Below are 19,306 nucleotides of genomic sequence, written 5' to 3' on the forward strand. Positions count from 1 at the left end.
AAGGAGGGAAAATTCATGGCTCGGGTTAATCTCAGACCCCGCTTAAGAATTATCGGATGGCTCTTGATATTGGGAACAGCCCTAAACCTGCTTATCTTCGCTGCTGCCGGCTGTGGTGCTAAAAAGGCGTCCCGGGAAACGGCTCCCGTCACCGAGAGAATCGACGTGTATACGGTTGCCGATACGACAGGAGACTGGGGGTTTCCCTCTCCCTACGCTCACTATTCCCGGGGGCCTGGCTACGTGCGGATGAGTTTTATTTTCGACACCCTGGTCTGGAAGGATGACAGGGGCTATGTCCCTGCTCTCGCCGAAAGCTGGGAATACCTCGAGGATGAAAACGCTTACCTCTTCAAACTGAGAAAAGATGTGACCTGGCACGATGGAGAAAGGTTCACCGCCGAGGACGTGGCCTTTACGATCGACTACATCAAGCAACACCCGTATCAGTGGGTCGACTCCTCCATCATAAAGAAGGCCGAGGTAGTTGATGAAGATACTGTGAAGATTTATTTGAGCAAGCCGTACGCACCGTTTGTAGACAACGTGGCCTGCACCCTGCCCATCCTCCCCGAGCATATCTGGAAAGACGTCCAGGATCCAGAGCAGTTCCAAGAAGAGAAGGCAGTGGTCGGGACGGGGCCTTTTAAGCTGGTTGATTACAACAAAGCTCAGGGGACCTATCTCTATGAGGCCTACGATGATTACTACCTGGGCAAGCCCAAAGTTAAACAACTGAGGTTCGTTAAGATAAGCGAGGAAATGGCCGCCAGCGCCCTGAAACAGAAGCAGGTTCATGCTGCGGGCATCCCCTCTGAGCTCGTGGAGGCAATGAAAAAAGAGGGGTTCACCGTTATCGGCACCCACGACTGGAACGCCAAGCTGATGATCAACCACAAAAAACCGCCATTTAATGAAAAAAGGTTCCGGCAGGCCCTCGCCTACGCCATCGATAGAGAGGAGATCGTGGCTACCTGCCTGAGGGGGCACGGCCTGGTTGGAAACCCCGGGTTTGTGCTCCCAGACAGCCCCTGGTATAACCCGGAAGCCGAGCAGTACCGGTACAGCCCCACAAAGGCCCAAGAGATTATGGAAAGTTTGGGCTACGTGAAGAAGGACGGCTACTATCAGAAGGACGGAAAGGTGCTCGAACTTGAGCTTCTCGTTGCCGGCGGAACCGGCTCCCCGGGTGAGCGGGAAGGGGAAATGATCGAGCAGCAGCTGGAGAAGGTGGGGATCAAAGTCACCCTGCGGAGCGTGGAGTCGAAAACCCGGGACAATTTGGTCAATGAGTGGAAGTTCGACCTGGCCTTAAGCGGCCACGGGGGGATCGGAGGCGACCCGGACTTCTTAAACAGGAGCATCATCGGCCAGGGCTTCAACAGCGCCAGGTACACCGAAAACGAAACCCTTGTCAACCTACTCAAACAACAGCAGCAGGCAATGGACGAAAGGGAGCGCAAAGGGATCCTGGCAGAAATCCAGAAATTATACGCCGAAGAGGTTCCGGCGCTGACGCTCTACTATCCGACCTCCTATTGGGCCTTTAATGAAAAAGTAATCAAGCTCTTCTACACAAGACAGGGAATCGCCATTGGAGTTCCCATTCCTTTAAATAAGCTGGCTTTCGTTAAGTAGGAGGATATCCGAGCTTGAAAAAAGCGGGTTCCGGAGCTAGCTATCTGATCGCCTTTTTCCTGATCATCACAATCAACTTTGTGCTGCCGCGGTTGATGCCGGGAGACCCCTTGATGGCAATTTACGGGGAAGAGGCCTTGATCGCCATGACCCCTGAACTGAAGGCAGAGCTCACCCAGCGGTTTTCCCTCGACAGGCCGCTGGGTGAGCAGTTCATCTCCTATCTCCTGGCGCTCTTGCGCGGCGATTTGGGTTATTCTTATTACTACAATGCCCCGGTGCTGGAGGTAATCGCCGGTTCTCTACCCTGGACACTGCTTCTGGTGGGGCTGGCGGTGCTGGCTTCCAGCATCCTCGGCATCGTTTTGGGGATCGAAAGCGGCTACCGGCGCGGCCGCCCTCTGGACAAAGTCTTTCTGGCAGGCCTGATGTCTTTCAGCGGCCTTCCCGACTTCTTCGTGGGCACCCTGCTGCTCCTGCTCTTCGGAGTAGCTCTGGGAGTGATGCCTTTAGCCGGTGCCGTCACACCCTATGCCGGAAAAACCGGTCTCGAGCTCATTTTCGATGTCCTGCATCACCTGGCGCTTCCGCTGTTTGCCCTTGTTCTGGTGCGCCTAGCAGGAACCTACCTCTTGACCAGGAACACGATGATTACCACCCTCGGCGAAGCCTTTATCCTTACTGCGAAGGCAAAGGGCTGCCGGGAAAGGGTGATCAGGTACAGACACGCCGGGAAGAACTCGCTGTTACCGGTGGTGACCGCCACCGGCCTTCAGCTCGCCCACTCGGTTACCGGTGCCTTGTTCATCGAGATCATTTTTTCTTACCCCGGGGTTGGGTCAATCCTCTACAATTCTCTGCTGACCAGGGATTACCCCCTGATGCAGGGAATTCTCCTGGTGACAACGGTGGTGATCCTGGCCGCAAATTACCTCGTAGACCTGCTGTATGCGAGGATCGACCCCAGGGTTTCTCAAGCCCATTAAGGAGCGGGAGGATCTGCCGTGCACATCAATTACTGGCAGGAGATCAAAGATGACGAATTCGGCAAAGTGGGGCTGATACTGCTCATTTTGATGCTGGTTCTTGCCGCCCTGGCCCCGCTGCTCACCGAATACCGGCCCGAGGCTTACACAGGTCACATTTTCAGCCCCCCATCCCGGCAGCACCTGCTGGGTACCAATGATGTCGGGCAGGACATCTGGACGAGACTTCTCTACGGGGCGCGCACCTCTCTGGTGGTCGGCTGTGGGGCTGCCCTGCTTGCTGCGCTGTTCAGCGTTGTGGTCGGCTGTACCACAGCCCTTGTCGGTGGGATTTACGACCGTCTGCTGATGCGGCTGGTAGATGCCCTGATCGTCATTCCTCCGGTTATCGTGGTCATCCTGGTGGCAGCCTATCTGCGACCCAATTATCTGCTGATGATCCTGCTGATCTCCGCTTTTCTCTGGCCGGGAGGCGCCCGGGTCATCCGGGGACAAACCCTCTCATTAAAAGAACGGATGCACGTGTCCGCTGCCCGCACCTTCGGGGCCGGGTGGAGTCACCTCATCTTGCACCATATCATTCCCGATTTGGGCCCGGTGATTGTGGCAACGATGATCCATGATGCCCGGAGGTCGGTTTTCATGGAGGCGGGGCTTTCCTTTTTGGGCATCTCCGATCCCGCTGTAGTCAGCTGGGGAAAAATGATGCAGCATGCTTTGAGGTTTTCCTACCTCGAAGTTTGGAAGTGGTGGCTCTTACCACCCGGCACTGCCCTCTCCCTGCTGATCAGCAGCCTGAGCTTCCTCGGCTATGCACTGGAAAAGGCCTTAAATCCTCGATTGCGCAAAGGAGTAAGCCATGCTGGAGATTAAAAACCTTAAGGTTTCCTACAACGGACTTGATGTGCTCAAAGGGATCAACCTGACCCTGAAAAAAGGGGAATCCCTTGCCATTATCGGAGAAACAGGTGCCGGTAAGACCACCCTTTCCTTAAGCATTCTCGGTCTCGTCGAGGGCCGCTTAACCGGCGAGATCCTTTTTCAGGGGAAAAACCTCCTCAACCTGTCTGAAGAGGAAATGCGCTCGCTGCGCGGCGGGGAGATCGCCATGGTCTTTCAGAATGTGGAAGCCGCCCTGCATCCCCTTTACACCGTCAACCAGCAGATAATGGAAGCGATCCTGGTGCACGGAGAAAAGGACAGGGATTTTGCCAGGGAGCGTGCCCGGCAGCTTCTCGCCAGAGTCGGCCTCGACGAAAGGCGGGCGCAATCCTACCCCCACCAGTTGAGTGGCGGGGAAAAGCAAAAAGCCCTCATTTGCATCGCACTGGCCAATGACCCCGAGGTGCTGCTCCTCGATGAACCCACAGCGGCGCTTGATTCCCTCACAAAAGTGGAGATCATCGCTCTGCTCAGGGAAGTGGCGAGGAATAAGATCACCCTGGTGATCACCCACGACATCGCTGCCGCCGTTCAAATGGCAGAGAAAATCGCCGTTTTGTACGGTGGCAGGATCCTGGAAATGGGACCCACAGCAGAACTGCTGGAATCTCCCCGGCACCCCTATACCAGAGGGCTGATCCGCTCTTATCCCAACATGACCACAACCAAGGATCTGCAGGGAATTCCGGGAAGGATGTCCCACAGGGTAGAGGGCTGCCCTTTCCATCCCAGGTGCACCCAGAAAATAGCCGTCTGCCAGCAGGAGGTGCCGGAACTTAAGCAAAAAGGCAACAGGCATCTCGCCTGCCACCGAGGGGGAATCATCCCTCTTCTGGAAGTGAGAAACATCAGCAAAAGCTTCGGCAAGGTGGAGGTGCTGCAAAGCGTCGACCTCACCCTTTATGAAGGGGAAACTCTCGCCCTCGTCGGGGAAAGCGGCTCCGGAAAGACCACCCTGGCGAAGACGGTCATGGGTCTCATTCCCGCCGAGCGAGGTGAAGTCTTCCTCGAGGGTGAGCGGATCCTCCAGAGAAAAAAGGAGTTTTACGAGCGTGTCCAGATGGTTTTCCAGAATCCCGGGGAGTCGATCAGCCACCGGATGAACGTTTACCAAGCCGTCAAAGAGCCGCTTGATGTCCAGGGATGGCGCAGTGAAGAGGAAAAGCTGAAAAAGGTACGGAAGGTTCTGGATGAGGTTGAATTGCCCAGCGATGAGGAGTATATGCAGAAATACCCCCATCACCTGAGTGGAGGGGAAGCCCAAAGAGTGGCCATTGCCCGCGCCCTGGTATTGGACCCCAAGCTCCTCATTGCCGATGAACCAACGTCTGCTCTCGATGCCAGCGTCCAGGCAAAGATTCTAAAGCTCCTCCTCGATCTCCAGGAGGAGAGAGGGCTGGCCCTCCTTTTGATCACCCACGACATCGCCCTTGCCAGGAAAGTCAGCGACCGCATGGCGGTAATGCTCCGGGGGTCGATCGTCGAAGAAGGCCCCACCAGCGAAGTCGTCAACAACCCCCTCCATCCCTACACGAAGTGCCTGGTGGAAGCGGCACCGGCGCTTTCCAGAGAAGTTTCCGGCCCGCCCAGGGCTGTCCGCAATTCGGGAAAAAAACGCGAACAAGCCGTCCAGCCGGGTTCAACCTCCGGACGGGAGCACTGCCCCTTTGCCCGGCGCTGCCCTCATCCCCTTCCCAGGTGTTACCGGGAACGGCCGGAAATGAAAGCCTGCTCGATGCACCGGGTAGCCTGTTTTCGCGAACTTGGGAAAAACCACCCCGAGCAGGCCTAGCTCCTTTTTTAGAGATATCTGCAGCAATCATAAGCAATGATGCTTATTCCTGTGCAGTCGGCTCTTTCTCAAAAATCAGATGGGCCCCCTCATCTTCTTACTCTCGATATCCTGTCGCTTAAACATCAGGTGTTGGTAGGGAGACAAAGGCTCCCCATCCTCGTAAATGATCTCCATGAAATAACTGCAGTCACCGCTTGCCTAGGATTGACATCCTGGACGTTAAACGAAATCACACCCACCTGACGTTCAGGGTCAAGAACCCCGTAAAGTTCAATACCGGGAATCTTTTGCAGCCTTTCCAGGATGATACCGGTAAGCATCTGTTCTTTTTGCCGTATGACCTCTATTTTTGTCTCTAAAATAAATCCAAGAGCCGCACCGAGGCCTGCAATGCCGGGTCCGTTCGGGGTTCCCGTTTCAAAACGCTCCGGCAGCACTTCCGGTTGAAATGGTGACAATGAGCTGCTTCCGGTGCCGCCTTCCATAAGCGGCTCCAGTGTCAACTGGGGCGAAACGTAAAGCGCCCCGGTACCCTGTGGCCCCAACAGTCCCTTATGGCCGGGAAATGCCAGCAGATCTATTCCTGTGGAACTGATATCGATGGGGTAAACCCCCGCCGTTTGAGCAGCATCCACAAGGAAAATGGCGTTGTGCTGATGGGCAATCTCAGAGAGTTCGGCAATGGGGAAAAGGGTACCGGTAACGTTCGAGGCATGGGTGCAGACCAGCAAGCGTGTGTTTGGCATGAACGCCTTCCTCACTGCATCTAAATCAATTTCCCCCTGCCGATTGCACTTCACTGCGGTTAAAGAGATGACTCCCTTCTGCTCAAGGGCCTTTAAAGGTCTCCAGACGGAATTGTGCTCCATGCTGCTGGTGACTACATGATCTCCCCTGCGCACAATCCCTTTGATCGCCAAGTTCAGGGCTTCGGAGCAGTTCCTGGTAAAAACAAAGCGAGAAGGTTCATCAACCCCAAAGAGCCTGGCTAGTTTCGCACGACAGTCCTCAATGATATCTGTTGCCTCCTGGCTGCGTCGAAAGCTACCCCTCCCCTTGCTAGCACCAAAGTTGCGCAGATAGGCGTCGACTGCCACATAAACGCTTTCAGGTTTAGGCCAGGAGGTAGCAGCATTATTCAAATAAACCTCCACAGATCGCTCCTCCTCTCGCCTTGACAAAACCGGCGTTCAGGCTTCGGAAAGGCTGTGCAGATCTGCTTCTTCATTCAGCAAACGACGCACCTGCTCGAAAACTCTTTCGACTTCTTCCGGCGATATCTCAAAACTACCGGTTTTTTTCTCGACTCCTAGCTGGGCAATGACAATGCTCTTTACAGATTTCATCCCTGCATGCTCCACTGTTTTAAGCGCACACTGCTGCGGACATCCGTCAATCACAATGAAGCTCCCTTGCTTCCCCCTTTCGATAAAACGGGGCAAATGAGCACCCAATCCTGCAAGACAAAAAGGTTTACCGTACTTTTCTTTGCCGAGCCTGCTCATTACCCGGGCGCTAAGTTGCCCGAAATTGGAGCACGCACCGGAGCAGGCCACCAGGTAGATAAGTCCCTGTTCTATCGATCTGTTTTCCTCCATACATTTCCCCTCCCAAATTCAATAAATTTTATCTGCTTCCCCTCCGCTTTCAAGTAAACCGCCAACTGTTTAATTCTGCCTTTCTCCACCACTTTCCAACACTCTTACAACATTGACCTTGAGCTGTCGGACAATCTTTAATAAAATACCCCTTTCTAGAGAAGCGGCTCTCCCTCCGGTGTAAAGTATTTACGCTTATAACTCAGGGCTATATTGACCAATCCGATCATAACCGGCACCTCAATGAGAGGGCCGATGACGGCCGCAAAGGCCTGGCCGGAGTCAATGCCGAAGACGGCTACTGCCACTGCGATGGCCAACTCAAAATTGTTGCTGGCAGCGGTGAAGGAAAGAGACGTAGTCTGAGAGTAATTAACCCCCACTTTCCGGCTGATATAGAAAGAAACAAAGAACATGATCACAAAGTAGAACAACAGGGGCACAGCAATCCGCACTACATCCAGCGGAAGGTTGACGATATATTTCCCTTTTAGTGAGAACATAATGACGATGGTGTAGAGCAGAGCAATCAATGCCACGGGGCTGATCTTCGGAATAAAGCGCTGCTCGTACCAATCCCTGCCTTTAGCCGGTATCAAGACGAACCTGGTGATAAACCCAGCGAGGAAAGGAATTCCTAAATAGATGGCTACACTCTTGGCAACCTCGGCCATCGATACATGAATAACGGTGATCTGCTGCGATAGATGCAGCCACTGTGGTAGAAGTGTGATAAAGAAATAAGCGTATATCGAGTAGAACAACACCTGGAAAAGAGAGTTAAATGCAACCAGAGCGGCGGCATACTCGGAGTCGCCGTGGGCCAGGCTGTTCCAGACGATTACCATAGCAATGCAACGGGCAAGACCGATCAAAATGAGCCCTATCATGTACTCCGGATAACCCCTTAAAAAGACAACGGCCAGCACGAACATCAAGATAGGCCCGATGATCCAGTTCTGAATCAAAGACAGCCCCAACACCCTGCCATTTTTAAAAACCTTGCCCAGTTCCTCGTACTTCACCCTGGCCAGGGGCGGATACATCATAACGATTAGACCAATGGCTATCGGTATAGAAGTGGTGCCGATTGACAATCTATCAAGCACCCCTGCTATGCCAGGGAAAAAATACCCCACCAAAACTCCCATCACCATAGCAAGAAAGATCCAGAGGGTTAGAAAGCGGTCGAGAACGGAAAGCCTTGCCGATGGTTTTGCGGTCACTTCTGATGCTCCCTTCTGTTTTAACCACCTTATCCGGATTTGCTTCAATTCCTATTCTTTAAGTATTTTTTGGATCTCTCCGGCAATCATACCGAAGGAAAAACCGCCGTGAAATCTTGGTTTCCCGTCGATCACTGTCAACGGAAGGCGAACCTTATGCAGGATTTTAGCAACGTCCGGGTATTCTTTGATCTCATCGCTGTTCACATCTATATAACGAAATTTTATTGCCTCGCCAAAATTCCTGATCAAAGATTCCTTCAGCTCTTCTGCTTCATTCTTTATCGTCTTCGGCGGTCCGCAGCCTGCGTCCCCAGATGAACACCCTCAACCGCAATCCTCAATTACAGCATTAGTGCCGAACACTAAGATCTCCACCTCTTTCATTGCCGCACTCCTTTCTGCCATACATTTTTTAATAATTTTTAAATTATTATATTCTTATATTATCATTTTTTCTTTTATTAAACAATAAATATTTCGAAGATATCATCCATGTTATCCCAGTCATTTCTGCTTTAACTGCACTTAGGCAGGTAACCATCATTCTTGCATCGAAGATATCTCAAGACAACTATTCGTGTTATCAGTCCTAAAATAGGGAGGTCATAAAATGTCCGGAAAAAACCAAAGCAATGTGATTATCGTTACCTGTCCAGGAGGCTCCAACGTTTCTCTGCTGGCCTACAACGCCGCAAGCACTCTGGAAAAGCAAGGATACTGCAAATTCATCAGGCTGTCAGGTGATAGATTCCCAGAGAAGGACAGGCAAAAGCTATCTGAAGCTCAAAACAATACATCAAAATGGGTGCTGATCGAGGGATGCTCTAAAGGGTGCGCTAAAAAAGTGCTCGACAGCGCAGGAGTTAAACCTGACGAACACTTCCTGGTAACCAGCATTGGTATTGAACGCGAAAATAAATTCGATTATACGACTGAAGAATTCGATAAAGTTCTCTTAGCAGTCAAAAAGATCCTGGAAAAATACTTTTAACAATAATATTTTTCCGCTCGTGCTGTCAAATGCGCTCTAAAAAGTCTCGACAAAAGAGAGAGGCCGTAGGTCTTTTCCTACAGCCTCTTTTTTGTGCCTTTTGGTGCGGAAGGCGGGACTTGAACCCGCACGGTTGCCCACACGCCCCTCAAACGTGCGCGTCTGCCAATTCCGCCACTTCCGCATTTTTAAAATCCACTCTTATTATAAGGTCGACTAGACGGTTTTGTCAATAAGCACTCCCCATCCCGATAGAAGAGCGGGAAAACCGGCTCCATCAGCACCCCGGACATCCGCTGCAGCTGCCGCGGGAGCATCCTCCGGAAGCCGCCTGGCTGCCACCTTCACCGCCGGACCCTTTCACAAAAGAAATGCCGGTAAAAAGCTGCTGGAGATTGCCGCTCTGGCAGGTCGGGCAAACGGCCCTCAATCTTCCGGACACCGTAGTAAACAGCGAAAACCGGTGCCCGCAGTTTTTGCACTCAAAATCATAGGTCGGCACTGTCAAGCCACCCCCTTTGTCCCCTTTATTTTAAACCTTGTGCACACCCTTGTAAAGCTGTATTGTTGGACGTAACCCCTCCGGGGGAAAGACTAACGCGGTAGCGGCCTCGACAACCCGCCAGACAGGAGAACCATAGTACAGGTCACGGGGTGGATGCAGAGCGGCGCTGCAGCTCACCGGCCCGCCCGAGACTTCCGAAATCTATCCTGCCCAGCGGGTCCACCTGAAAACCGGTAATACCTTTGCGCACTACAAAGACCGCCACCTTCTGAAAAAGGGGAATCACAGGGAGATCGGCCAGGATCAGCTCCTCCGCCTGCCGGTAAATTTCCCGACGGCGGGAGAGATGGCGCTCCTTCCGGGCCTCCTTGATCAGAGAGTCAAACCTCCCGTTGCCGTATTCTGTTAAATTGTTGCGCTTCCTCTCCCAGCCGGCAAAATTGCACGCCAGGATGTTCCCGGCTTCCGGGTAATCAGCCTCCCAGCCGAGGCGGAAAAAGGAATGCTCCCCCTGCCGCAATTCCCTCAGATACTCCTTCCACGGCCTTTTTTTCAGGTCGACCTCAACCCCTACTTTGTCCAGCTCTTCCTGAATCAAGCGCCCCAGCAGTTCATGCCCCGGGGTGTCGTTAAAGGCGAAGGACAGGAGAGGGAGATTGAAACCGTAAGGATGGCCCGCCTCCGCCAGGAAACGCAAGGCCTCCTGACGACCAGAGCCCTCCCTCCGCGGTGAGTTCTCACCACCGCCGAGCTCCGGAGGGAGCAGCCTCTCCAGAGGCCTGCCGGACTCTCCCAAAAGGAGAGCAGTCAGCCTTTCCTTATCAATGGCCCGATCGATCCCCCGGCGCAGGTCAACCTTCCTGCCAAAAGGTTCCTGACCCATGTTAAAGCCCAGGAAATAAAAGGAGAGCACGGGTTTCTTGACGAGAACGGCCTTATCTCCTGCCAATTCCCCGGCAAACCGGGACGGCACCCCGGTCAGAATGTCCACCCTGCCCGATGCAAAAAAGCGCCTGGCCTCCTGGGTGCTGCCTGTGGTGACAAAGGCCAGAGAATTCAAGGAAGCCGCAGCCGTTTTGTGCCTCCTGTTCTTGGAAAGAAGGATTTCTCCGTCATTCCACCTGGCGAGGTAAAAGGGGCCTGTTCCGGAGACAGGGGTTCCCTGTTCCCCGTATCTGTCACCCCACTTCTCGGCAAGCTCCCGGTTGACAACAGCCAGGACCGGACTGCTGACAACGGCGGGAAAGGTCAGATCGGGCTCTTTTAAAAAGACCCTCACCGTCCTGTCGTCAACAACCACCAGTCCGGCAGCAGTGCGTCTTTTACCGCTGATAACCTCATCCGCCCCTTCGACATTTTGGAGCAGGTACCCGTAGCTGCTCAGGCGCGGGTTCATCACCCTTTCCCAGCTGTATTTGACATCCCTTGCAGTCAGCGGCTTTCCGTTGTGGAAGCGCACCCCTTTCCGCAGGATAAAGGTATAGATCGTGCCTCCTGCATCCTCTTTCCAGCTTGCGGCAAGAACCCCTTTACAGCGGTTTTTTACCGGATCGTATTCAACAAGGCTCTCGTAGAGGGCACCACACACCAGCTTCTCCTCAAAAGAAGAAATCCGGGCCGGATCAAGAAAGGCAGGGGATCTGGCAATCTGAACACTTACCCCGGCCTCTCTCTCCACAACCCGGATGGTCAGGAGCACCACCAACAGAACGGCCGCTGCCAATGCCCCACATCGCAGCCAGATAGGAATTTCCCGTCCGCTCAAATGGAACCGGCGCATCCATTAAACCCCCTTCCCTCTTACCACATCCTGGTACAATCTATGAAGGGGGCCGTCCGCTTATGCTTTATTTCATTTTCACGAGGCGCTCATTGGGTGTCTCCCCGGGAATCCTCCCTCGCTTGGTCAAGGGCGTTCCGTTGACCTCTTTAAGGTCGAGGGTCATATCGATGGGTGCGGCACCGGAGATGTAGCTGCCAACTCCAAAGGCATCCGCCCCGGCCTCGCTCAAAACCCTGATCCGCTCAGGAGTAAGGCCTCCGGATACGAAAATGCGGACATGATTATATCCTTTCTGATCCAGCCGCGCCCGCACCTCCTTGACCAGTTCCGGAGTGACGCCTCCCCGCTCCCCGGGCGTGTCCAGGCGCACGCCGGTCAGGCCCAGGCCTAAAGCTTCGGCGACCCTCAGGGCCTCCTCTGCTTCATCCTTAAAGGTATCTACGAGCACAGTTCGCGGCGCATCCGGCGGCATCAACCTGTGGTAGGCCAGAGCAGCCTTTACGGTATCCCCGATGATCAGGATCATGGCGTGGGGAATGGTTCCCTGCGGCTCTCTACCCGCCAGCTTGGCAGCCAAAATGCAGCTGGCTCCGTCACATCCTCCAACGATAGCTGCCCTTTCCATTACCGGGGCTACCGCCGGGTGAATATGGCGCGCTCCAAAACACAGCACGGGTTTCTCACCTGCAGCCTCCTTCGCCAGGCGAGCCGCCGTCGCCCAACCCGAAGAGCTCGCCAAAAAGCCCAGGATCGGGGTTTCAAAAATCCCGAACTCCCCATACGGGCCCTTGAGGCGCAGGACAACCTCTTTCCCCTGCATGCTGCTGCCCTCGGGAAGCGCCCAAACCTCTACGTCCTTATCCTCAAGCAGATCCATTACCTCTTTGATGCCCGCAAAAACACCTTCTCTGCGGCAGAACACCTCGGCCATCACCGGGGTGTTGATCAGCCCCAACTCACTTAAGATTTCGTGGGTTCTGACAAAGTAAATATCCGTCGTTGCTCCGCAGAGAATTTCCTCGGGAGTTGCCGAATAAAACTTTCGTTTCGGATCGATCCTGATCCCTGCAACCCTGGCAAGGGAATCGATAAATGAATCCTTCATCCCTTTAACCCCTTTCAATTTTGAATCATTACTCAATTTCGCCAACGGCTTCCCGCTGTCCTTTCAATCGTATAAATATCTGTAAATCTCATAATTCTGCAAGACCGCCCTGACATACGCCCTAGTTTCCGGAAAAGGGATCTTGTCCAGATCGTCTTTTGTGCCCTTCCAGAGACCCGACCGCACCCAGGCCTCCACATTGCCCCGCCCGGCGTTGTAGGCCGCCAGGCCCGCTATAAGATTACCGTCAAAGTCCTGGAGCAGATGCTTTAAGTACCAGCTTCCGATCATCAGATTGATCTCCGGCTGGTAGAGCAGTTCTGTGTGAAAATCCTGCCACCCCGTCTGTCTGGCCACCCAACCGGCGGTACCAGGCATCAACTGCATCAAACCGAGCGCTCCCGCATCGGAACGGGCGCGCGGATTAAAGCCGCTCTCCACCTTTACCACGGCTACCAGGAGGCAGGGATCGATCCCGGTATTGACGGCAGCCCGAACGATTTCCTGCTTATAAGGCCACGGATAAAAGATCCGCCAGAACCACTTGGCCTGCAGGAGATAAACGGCAGCCACTACCAGCAGCAGCATAAACAAATACAGGCGCAGGCGCCTGATGTTTATCAAAAGCATTGAGATACCTCATCCTGTTATCATTACTTACCGGAAGTGCTCTCCACCCGGTGCCTCCGGTGGAGTTCTTCCCAGAGCCGCCTGACCTGACGTCTCGTATCTTCGGGGGTCGACCTGTTGTCGATCACCCTATCGGCCCTTCTGACCTTCTCCTCCAGGGGGATCTGAGCGGCAATCCGGCGCCGGGCGTCTTCTTCCGAAAGATTGTCCCTCCTCATCAGCCGCTTGAGCTGAGTCGGATAATCAACGTCAACCACCCACACCTCGTCCACCAACCCCTCCCCTCCCACTTCGTAGAGAAGGGGCGCATCGAGAACGGCTATCCTCTCGCTTCCGGACTTCCTATGCTTGTTCAGCAGCATCTTTATTTCCGCCAGGATCTGGGGGTGGATAATCCTGTTGAGCCTGTCCAGCTTGGCCGGATCAGAAAAAACGATCCGGCCAAGTTCCTTGCGATTCAGCGTCCCATCAGCGTTTAAAACAGCATCCCCGAACTCGGCAACGATTTCCCGTAAAACCGGCCCGCCGGGTTGCACCACCCGGCGCGCGATTTCATCGGCATCTATAATTTGCGCCCCCAGTTCCCTTAAATATGCACTGACTAGGCTTTTCCCGCTGGCAATGCCACCGGTCAAACCGATAACACGCCCCAACTTATTTACCTCCCACCTGAGATGAGTTTGTATAAACCCAGTGTGCATAAAAGAATACATGCAGCGAGGGGGCCCTGCAGCCGCAACCAGGAAAGGGTATGGGAACGGCCGAAAAAAGCCCCTAACATCAAAAAGCACTGCTGGAAGATTCCAATGAGAACAACGCTCAAGATCCCCCCCAGGCCGGCCAGAGATGCTCCAAAGACCGCCCCCAGGGCATCTACGGAAAGGGCCAGGGAAAGGAAGAGCGATTCCCTGATGCTGATCTCACCTGAGGCATCGATGTCCGCACGAAGCGGTTCATCAAAGATCTGGATGACGACCGCCAGCGATGCCAGCCGGAAGCTTACCAGCGTTCTGCAGTGTCCTTCTTCCCGGGGCTCCCGCTTTTTTTGCAGGCGGAGAAACCACCAGAAGCCGATGACCAACAGGATCAATCCAGCAATCCTGTCGCAAAGCGGCTCGGGCAGCAGATGTGCTACCGCACTTCCGCATAGAACGGAGATGCCCACGATCAGCACAGAGGTGCCGAGCATGGCTATGCACGACAACACCGGTATCTTGATCTGTCGCACCCCGTAAGCAAATCCGGCGCTGAAGGCATCGAGGCTCAAGGTAACGGCAAAAAAGAGCAAAGTTCCGAGCTCCACTTACCACCCTCCCCCCATCATCCAACTTATTAAAAAGGGGCAAGAGTGGTGCCTTTTTTCATCCCCTATCTTTAGAGCTACTTCTGACAGAAGGGACAAAAGAAAGCGCTGCGCCCACCTATTTTAGCCCTGACAATCGGCTTCTTGCAGGAGGGGCAGGGAGCTCCCTCCCTCCCGTGCACTGCCAAGAGCCCCTGGAATTCGCCGGGGACACCTTCGCCGTCAACATAATCCCGCAGGGTAGTGCCTCGGTGAGCAACGGCCAGCCCCAGCACCTCCCGCATCGCCCGGTAAATCATCCCCTGCTCCCGGGAGCTTAAGGAATCCACAGATCGCTCCGGGTGGACCCGCGCCTTCCAGAGGATCTCATTGGCATAGATATTCCCTATCCCCGATATAAATGATTGATCAAGGAGAAGATTTTTAATCTGACCTCTTCTTCCCTTCAGCCTCCTCTTAAAGACATCCCTGGTCAGTTCCGGGTCCAGGGCATCGGGGCCGAGGGAACAGAGGGAAGGAAACCTCTCCGCCTCTTCATTGGTCAGGAGGTGAATGGTTCCGAACCTGCGGACATCGTGGAAGCGAATTTCCCCTCCGTTATCCAGCTGAAAGATCACGTGGGTGTACCGGTCGCTGGGGCTATCCGCTTCTGTATAAATCAGCCTTCCAGTCATCCGCAGATGGATCACCAAAACCCAGGAGGAGCCGATCCTGATCAGCAGGTGTTTACCTCTGCGGCCCACACCCGTTATCCTCTGCCCTTCCAACCGGGCGACAAAGAGGCCGATTTCCGGCGTTTTAACGGCTTTTTCCGAAAGCACCTCAACCCTTCGGATCCGGTGGTTGACGATCTTCCCCTCCAGGGAGCGGACGATGGTTTCTACCTCCGGCAGTTCAGGCATCGGCCTCATCCACCTTGGTGAGATCGTACCAGTTAGGTCCCACTTCGATGTCCACCCGCAAAGGCACGGCCAGCTCCATTATCTTCTCCATACCGCTGCGGACAAGGGGAACCAGTACCCCCAGTTCCTCTTTCGGCAGTTCAAATACCAGTTCATCGTGCACCTGCAGAATCATGCGCGCCCTGAGCCCCCGCTCCCGCATCTCCCTGTCGACGCGCAGCATCGCCAACTTGATGATATCCGCCGCACTGCCCTGAATGGGCGTGTTGATAGCCGTCCTCTCACCAAAAGAACGCACATTGCGGTTGCTGCTCAAAAGGTCGGGGAGGTAGCGCCTTCTCTTTAAGAGCGTCTGGACATACCCCCGTTCCCTGGCAGCAGCAATGGTCTCCTCAATAAACCGCTTCACACCGGGATACTGCCGGAAGTAATTGGCGATGTAGAGGGCGGCCTCCTCCCTGCTCACCCCGATGTCCCGGGCCAGGCCATATTCGGTGATGCCGTAAACGATCCCGTAGTTAATCCCCTTCGCCCTGCGCCTCAGGTCGGGAGTGACCTCCTCCGGGGCTACCCCGAAAACGGTGGCAGCAGTTCTGGTGTGGATGTCTTCCCCGTTGAGGAAGTCGGCAATCAGCCTCTCATCCCGGGACATGTGGGCGAGGACGCGCAGCTCGATCTGAGAGTAATCCGCAGCCAGGATCAGCCATCCCGGCTCAGAGGGAACAAAGGCCCTCCTGATCTTCCTCCCTGGCCCCATTTTGATGGGGATATTTTGAAGATTGGGTTCGGTGCTGCTCAACCTTCCCGTGGCAGTTATGGTTTGGTTGAAAGTGGTGTGGACCTTTCCCGTCTCCCTGTCAACCAGCCCCTGCAAGCCGTCGACATAGGTAGATTTGAGTTTGGCAAACTGCCTGTATTCCAGCAGCTTTCCTGCAATCTCATGGTAAGGGGCGAGCTTATCCAGGACCTCGGCATCGGTGCTGTAGCCGGTTTTCGTCCTTTTGATCACCGGAAGTTTCAGCTTTTCAAAGAGGATGTACCCCAGCTGCTTTGGTGAATTGATGTTAAAACCTTCCCCGGCCAGGGCGTAGATCTCCCCGACCAGGTTTGCCAAATGCTTCCCGAACTCGCGGGACATCTCTTCCAGCTGAGCAACGTCAAGCCTGACTCCGGTCAGCTCCATCCGGGCGAGAACCCCGGACAGAGGCAGCTCCAAGCTGGAGAAGAGCTCCCAGAGCTCATCCCTCTCCAGGCTTGTTCGCAGAACCGGCCATACTTTCCAGATCGCCCGGGCGCAACGCGCAGCCCTCGTAACTTCCCTGTCGAATGAAACCACCTGCCCCAGGTATTTCAGAACGATCTCCTCCAGCGCCGGGCTGGAAAGGGATGGGTTCAAAAGGTAGGCGGCAAGCATGGTATCCCCGCTCACACCTTTAAGCTCCAGGCCGTTGCGGCTGCAGATGATCATCTCCGCTTTGGCATCATGGCACAGCTTGGCACATTCCGGATCGGCCAGCAAGCCGGAGATGGCAGCCAGCATTTTCTCCCGCAGCTGCCCCCGCCCGGAGGGAAATTCCACTACGGCACAGCTCTCTTCCCCCCAGGCCAGGCCGAGCCGGGTTAGAGGAGCCTTAAGAGGAGAAGAAGAGCCCCTGTCAAAGCACAGGGCAAACTCACCGGCCTTTTTTAACTCATCCAAGAGGGCAATGAGATCGGGCATCGTAGAGACGATCCGGCAGTCCTCATCATCGGGTTCGGCCGCCGCTTCAGGCATCTCTTCCCGGAGGCTCTTCAAAAGGGATTTGAACTCCAGTTCCTGATAGATGCCGATCAGGGCATCGTAATCCGGCTCCTCCACCTTGAGGTCGCCGAAATCGACCTTAATGGGAACGTCCTTCGAAAGTGTCGCCAGCTTCTTACTGATGACGGCCTGTTCGCTGTACTGCCGCAGGAGATTGGCCACCCTGGGGGGGATCTTCTCGAGGTTGGCAAGGCACCCCTCGAGACTTCCGAACTGGTTGAGCAGCCTGACTGCGGTTTTCTCCCCGATCCCGGGTACGCCCGGGATGTTGTCGCTCTGGTCACCCTTGAGGCCTTTCAGGTCCGGCACCTGAGCGGGATCGATCCCGTACTTCTTCCTAACGGTTTCCGGAGTAAAGCATTCCAGTTCGCTAATTCCTTTGCGCGTGATGAGAGCGCTGGTTTGGGGGGAAACAAGCTGGAGCAGATCGCGGTCACCGGTGACGATGAGGACCCGGAACCCCCGCTCTTCGGCGGCATCCACCACCGCCTTGATCAGGTCATCCCCTTCGAAGCCGTCCAGCTCCAGAACGGGAATGCGCAGAGCCTGAAGAACCCTTTTAACGAGCGGGAATTGAGGGCGCAGTTCGTCAGGAGTGGCCTTCCGGTTGGCCTTGTAGTCCTCAAAGTCCCGGTGCCTGAAGGTCATCCGGCTCCTGTCAAAGGCAACGGCCAGATAATCCGGCTTCTCCTGCCGGACGATCTTCTGCAGCATGGTGATAAAACCGTAGACGGCGTTGGTAAACTGCCCACCGCTGGTGGTGAGAAGAGGAAGAGCGTGGAAAGCGCGGTGCACCAGGCTGTTTCCATCAAGAATCACCAATTTCTCCACTGCCGGCATCACCTCTATCTAGTTCAATAACACCCACCCCGTTTGCCAGGGTCATCGAAGTGCCCAGCTCCCGGCTCAGTTCGGCCGTTCTCCGCAAAACCGCATTTGCCGCCTCCCCATCTGCAAGGCGCGGCTGTTCCTTCTCAATAACCACGGGATAGATGTGCACTTTCTTCAACAACGGCCCCTGGAAAGATGCCTTCAGCAGCAAACCCTCCTGGCACTTGGAGAGCCGCTGCTTATCGTAAACGAAATTTCCCAGGCTGTAGGCGATTAGAGAGCCCTGATAAAGCTCCACCCCTTGCAGGCAGTGAGGGTGATGCCCGATAATCAAGTTCGCTCCTGCCTCCACCAGCCTGTGGGCGGTCTCTCGCTGGCTTTCAGTTGCGTAATCGGAATACTCGGTACCCCAATGGAGAGAAACCACTATCAGATCGACCTCTCCCCGGAGTGAGGAAACCGCTTCCGACAGCCGGTCGGCGTCGAGCTTGAAAACACCAGGACGATCCGGCTTTGCCTCGAAGGTCCTGGGGTAATCCCAGCTCCAAAAGATGTCCGCCATTTCGGTGGCGGCCAGAAAAGCGACCCTTTGCCCCTTAATCTCCCGGATCACCGGCCGGACCGCCTCCTCTAGGTTCGCCCCGCCACCCACAGGTGCGATCCCCTGCTGACGCAAATAGTCCAGGGTGTCCAGGAAAGCGGGATCATCATAATCGAGAATGTGGTTATTGGCAACGCTCAAGACGTCATAACCGGCCTCCCGCAGCGCCTCTGCTCCGTAAGGGGTACCGCGCAGCCAGATGCCTTTACCGGGCAAAGGGGTTCCCCGTTCGGAAAGGGATGATTCCAGGTTGCCGAAAGTGATATCAGCGCTGCGAAGCAGGGGCGCCACCTCTTTGAAGGGGTAGAAGGCACCCTCCTGGGCCATGGCTTCGGCAACCCGCCGGCCCAACATCACGTCTCCGTTGGCGGCCAGCGTCCATTCCTGAACGGCAGGGGGGCCGGCAGATGCCTCCGTTTGCTCTTTGTCCTTCCCGGGATCTGCAGTGCGGTCCCTCCCTGCCAAAACTGCAGCCGCCACCAGAGCGATGAGAAGCAGCGACAATAACAGATACAAAGCCCTGCGGAGTTTCCTCCCCCTCTCCCTTGCCTTTTCGGTACGGCGATAGTAGGCCACGGCAACCCCCTGCCTGCAAATTTTATATCTCCATTATAGCAGATTCGCGGTCAAGAACAGGGCTTGCTTATCCCTTATCGAGAAAAAGAA

General features: G+C 54.8%; 18 protein-coding genes, 1 tRNA gene and 1 pseudogene. 5 read left to right on the forward strand and 15 right to left on the reverse strand.

Annotation, left to right across the window (positions count from 1 at the left end; translation table 11 throughout):
* The first annotated feature begins 15 nt into the window (after nt 1-15).
* Genes TPH_RS08915 through TPH_RS08930 form a run of 4 tightly spaced genes read left to right on the forward strand, consistent with a single transcriptional unit; the run spans nt 16 to nt 5,358 of the window.
* On the forward strand, nt 16-1,638 hold the full coding sequence (locus tag TPH_RS08915; RefSeq protein ID WP_015050870.1) for an ABC transporter substrate-binding protein: 1,623 nt from the start codon (nt 16-18) through the stop codon (nt 1,636-1,638).
* 14 nt (nt 1,639-1,652) lie between these two features.
* Nucleotides 1,653-2,624: an ABC transporter permease gene (locus TPH_RS08920; RefSeq protein WP_015050871.1), complete on the forward strand. Its 972-nt coding sequence runs from the start codon at nt 1,653-1,655 to the stop codon at nt 2,622-2,624.
* 18 nt (nt 2,625-2,642) lie between these two features.
* Nucleotides 2,643-3,497: an ABC transporter permease gene (locus tag TPH_RS08925; protein ID WP_015050872.1), complete on the forward strand. Its 855-nt coding sequence runs from the start codon at nt 2,643-2,645 to the stop codon at nt 3,495-3,497.
* Nucleotides 3,484-5,358: an ABC transporter ATP-binding protein gene (locus tag TPH_RS08930; protein ID WP_015050873.1), complete on the forward strand. Its 1,875-nt coding sequence runs from the start codon at nt 3,484-3,486 to the stop codon at nt 5,356-5,358. Before TPH_RS08925 ends, TPH_RS08930 begins: the two co-directional genes overlap by 14 nt.
* A 125-nt stretch (nt 5,359-5,483) precedes the next feature.
* On the opposite strand, the gene TPH_RS08935 is transcribed toward TPH_RS08930, so the two are convergent.
* The 4 genes from TPH_RS08935 to TPH_RS08950 all read right to left on the reverse strand — a co-directional run bounded on the left by TPH_RS08935 (nt 5,484) and on the right by TPH_RS08950 (nt 8,437).
* Complete coding sequence (locus TPH_RS08935) at nt 5,484-6,515, reverse strand: aminotransferase class V-fold PLP-dependent enzyme (protein WP_015050874.1); 1,032 nt, start codon at nt 6,513-6,515, stop codon at nt 5,484-5,486.
* A 36-nt stretch (nt 6,516-6,551) separates the two neighbouring features.
* Nucleotides 6,552-6,959: a putative zinc-binding protein gene (locus TPH_RS08940; RefSeq protein WP_015050875.1), complete on the reverse strand. Its 408-nt coding sequence runs from the start codon at nt 6,957-6,959 to the stop codon at nt 6,552-6,554.
* 155 nt (nt 6,960-7,114) lie between these two features.
* A complete protein-coding gene (gene arsB, locus TPH_RS08945) occupies nt 7,115-8,185 on the reverse strand; it encodes an ACR3 family arsenite efflux transporter (RefSeq protein WP_015050876.1) in 1,071 nt (356 codons plus the stop codon).
* Between the two features lie 51 nt (nt 8,186-8,236).
* Nucleotides 8,237-8,437 (reverse strand): hypothetical protein, encoded by a 201-nt coding sequence (locus tag TPH_RS08950; RefSeq protein ID WP_015050877.1) that lies wholly within the window; start codon nt 8,435-8,437, stop codon nt 8,237-8,239.
* Between the two features lie 361 nt (nt 8,438-8,798).
* Here TPH_RS08950 and TPH_RS08955 point away from each other — a divergent pair, with 361 nt between their 5' ends.
* Nucleotides 8,799-9,179 carry a putative zinc-binding protein gene (locus TPH_RS08955; protein WP_015050878.1) on the forward strand — a complete coding sequence of 127 codons (381 nt, stop codon included), beginning with the start codon at nt 8,799-8,801 and terminating at the stop codon, nt 9,177-9,179.
* 101 nt (nt 9,180-9,280) lie between these two features.
* Here the strand turns inward: TPH_RS08955 and TPH_RS08960 are convergent.
* The 11 genes and pseudogenes from TPH_RS08960 to TPH_RS09005 form a co-directional block, all read right to left on the reverse strand.
* Nucleotides 9,281-9,363 (reverse strand) — tRNA-Leu (locus tag TPH_RS08960).
* 32 nt (nt 9,364-9,395) lie between these two features.
* Complete coding sequence (locus tag TPH_RS16205) at nt 9,396-9,527, reverse strand: hypothetical protein (RefSeq protein ID WP_269077465.1); 132 nt, start codon at nt 9,525-9,527, stop codon at nt 9,396-9,398.
* 25 nt (nt 9,528-9,552) lie between these two features.
* Nucleotides 9,553-9,681: pseudogene (locus TPH_RS16540) on the reverse strand (FmdB family zinc ribbon protein); the annotation flags it as partial.
* A gap of 145 nt (nt 9,682-9,826) precedes the next feature.
* Nucleotides 9,827-11,464, reverse strand: coding sequence for an ABC transporter substrate-binding protein (locus TPH_RS08970; protein ID WP_015050880.1), 1,638 nt, complete (start codon nt 11,462-11,464; stop codon nt 9,827-9,829).
* A 67-nt stretch (nt 11,465-11,531) separates the two neighbouring features.
* Complete coding sequence (locus tag TPH_RS08975; protein WP_428837355.1) at nt 11,532-12,590, reverse strand: nicotinate phosphoribosyltransferase; 1,059 nt, start codon at nt 12,588-12,590, stop codon at nt 11,532-11,534.
* A 45-nt stretch (nt 12,591-12,635) separates the two neighbouring features.
* The gene (locus TPH_RS08980; protein WP_015050882.1) at nt 12,636-13,202 is read right to left on the reverse strand and encodes a lytic transglycosylase domain-containing protein; all 567 of its coding nucleotides are present in this window, start codon (nt 13,200-13,202) and stop codon (nt 12,636-12,638) included.
* 23 nt (nt 13,203-13,225) lie between these two features.
* Entirely contained in the window at nt 13,226-13,855 is a 630-nt protein-coding gene (coaE, locus tag TPH_RS08985; RefSeq protein WP_015050883.1) for a dephospho-CoA kinase, read from the reverse strand.
* A gap of 5 nt (nt 13,856-13,860) precedes the next feature.
* Nucleotides 13,861-14,505, reverse strand: a complete 645-nt coding sequence (gene ytaF / locus TPH_RS08990) for a sporulation membrane protein YtaF (protein ID WP_015050884.1) — start codon at nt 14,503-14,505, stop codon at nt 13,861-13,863.
* A gap of 77 nt (nt 14,506-14,582) precedes the next feature.
* On the reverse strand, nt 14,583-15,407 hold the full coding sequence (mutM, locus tag TPH_RS08995; RefSeq protein WP_015050885.1) for a DNA-formamidopyrimidine glycosylase: 825 nt from the start codon (nt 15,405-15,407) through the stop codon (nt 14,583-14,585).
* A complete protein-coding gene (gene polA / locus TPH_RS09000; RefSeq protein WP_236608776.1) occupies nt 15,400-18,039 on the reverse strand; it encodes a DNA polymerase I in 2,640 nt (879 codons plus the stop codon). The genes mutM and polA overlap by 8 nt, the downstream gene beginning before the upstream one ends.
* Complete coding sequence (locus tag TPH_RS09005) at nt 18,017-19,216, reverse strand: CapA family protein (protein WP_015050887.1); 1,200 nt, start codon at nt 19,214-19,216, stop codon at nt 18,017-18,019. Before TPH_RS09005 ends, polA begins: the two co-directional genes overlap by 23 nt.
* Between the last annotated feature and the right edge of the window lie 90 nt (nt 19,217-19,306).

Source organism: Thermacetogenium phaeum DSM 12270 (assembly GCF_000305935.1).
Classification (GTDB): Bacteria; Bacillota; DSM-12270; order Thermacetogeniales; family Thermacetogeniaceae; genus Thermacetogenium; species Thermacetogenium phaeum.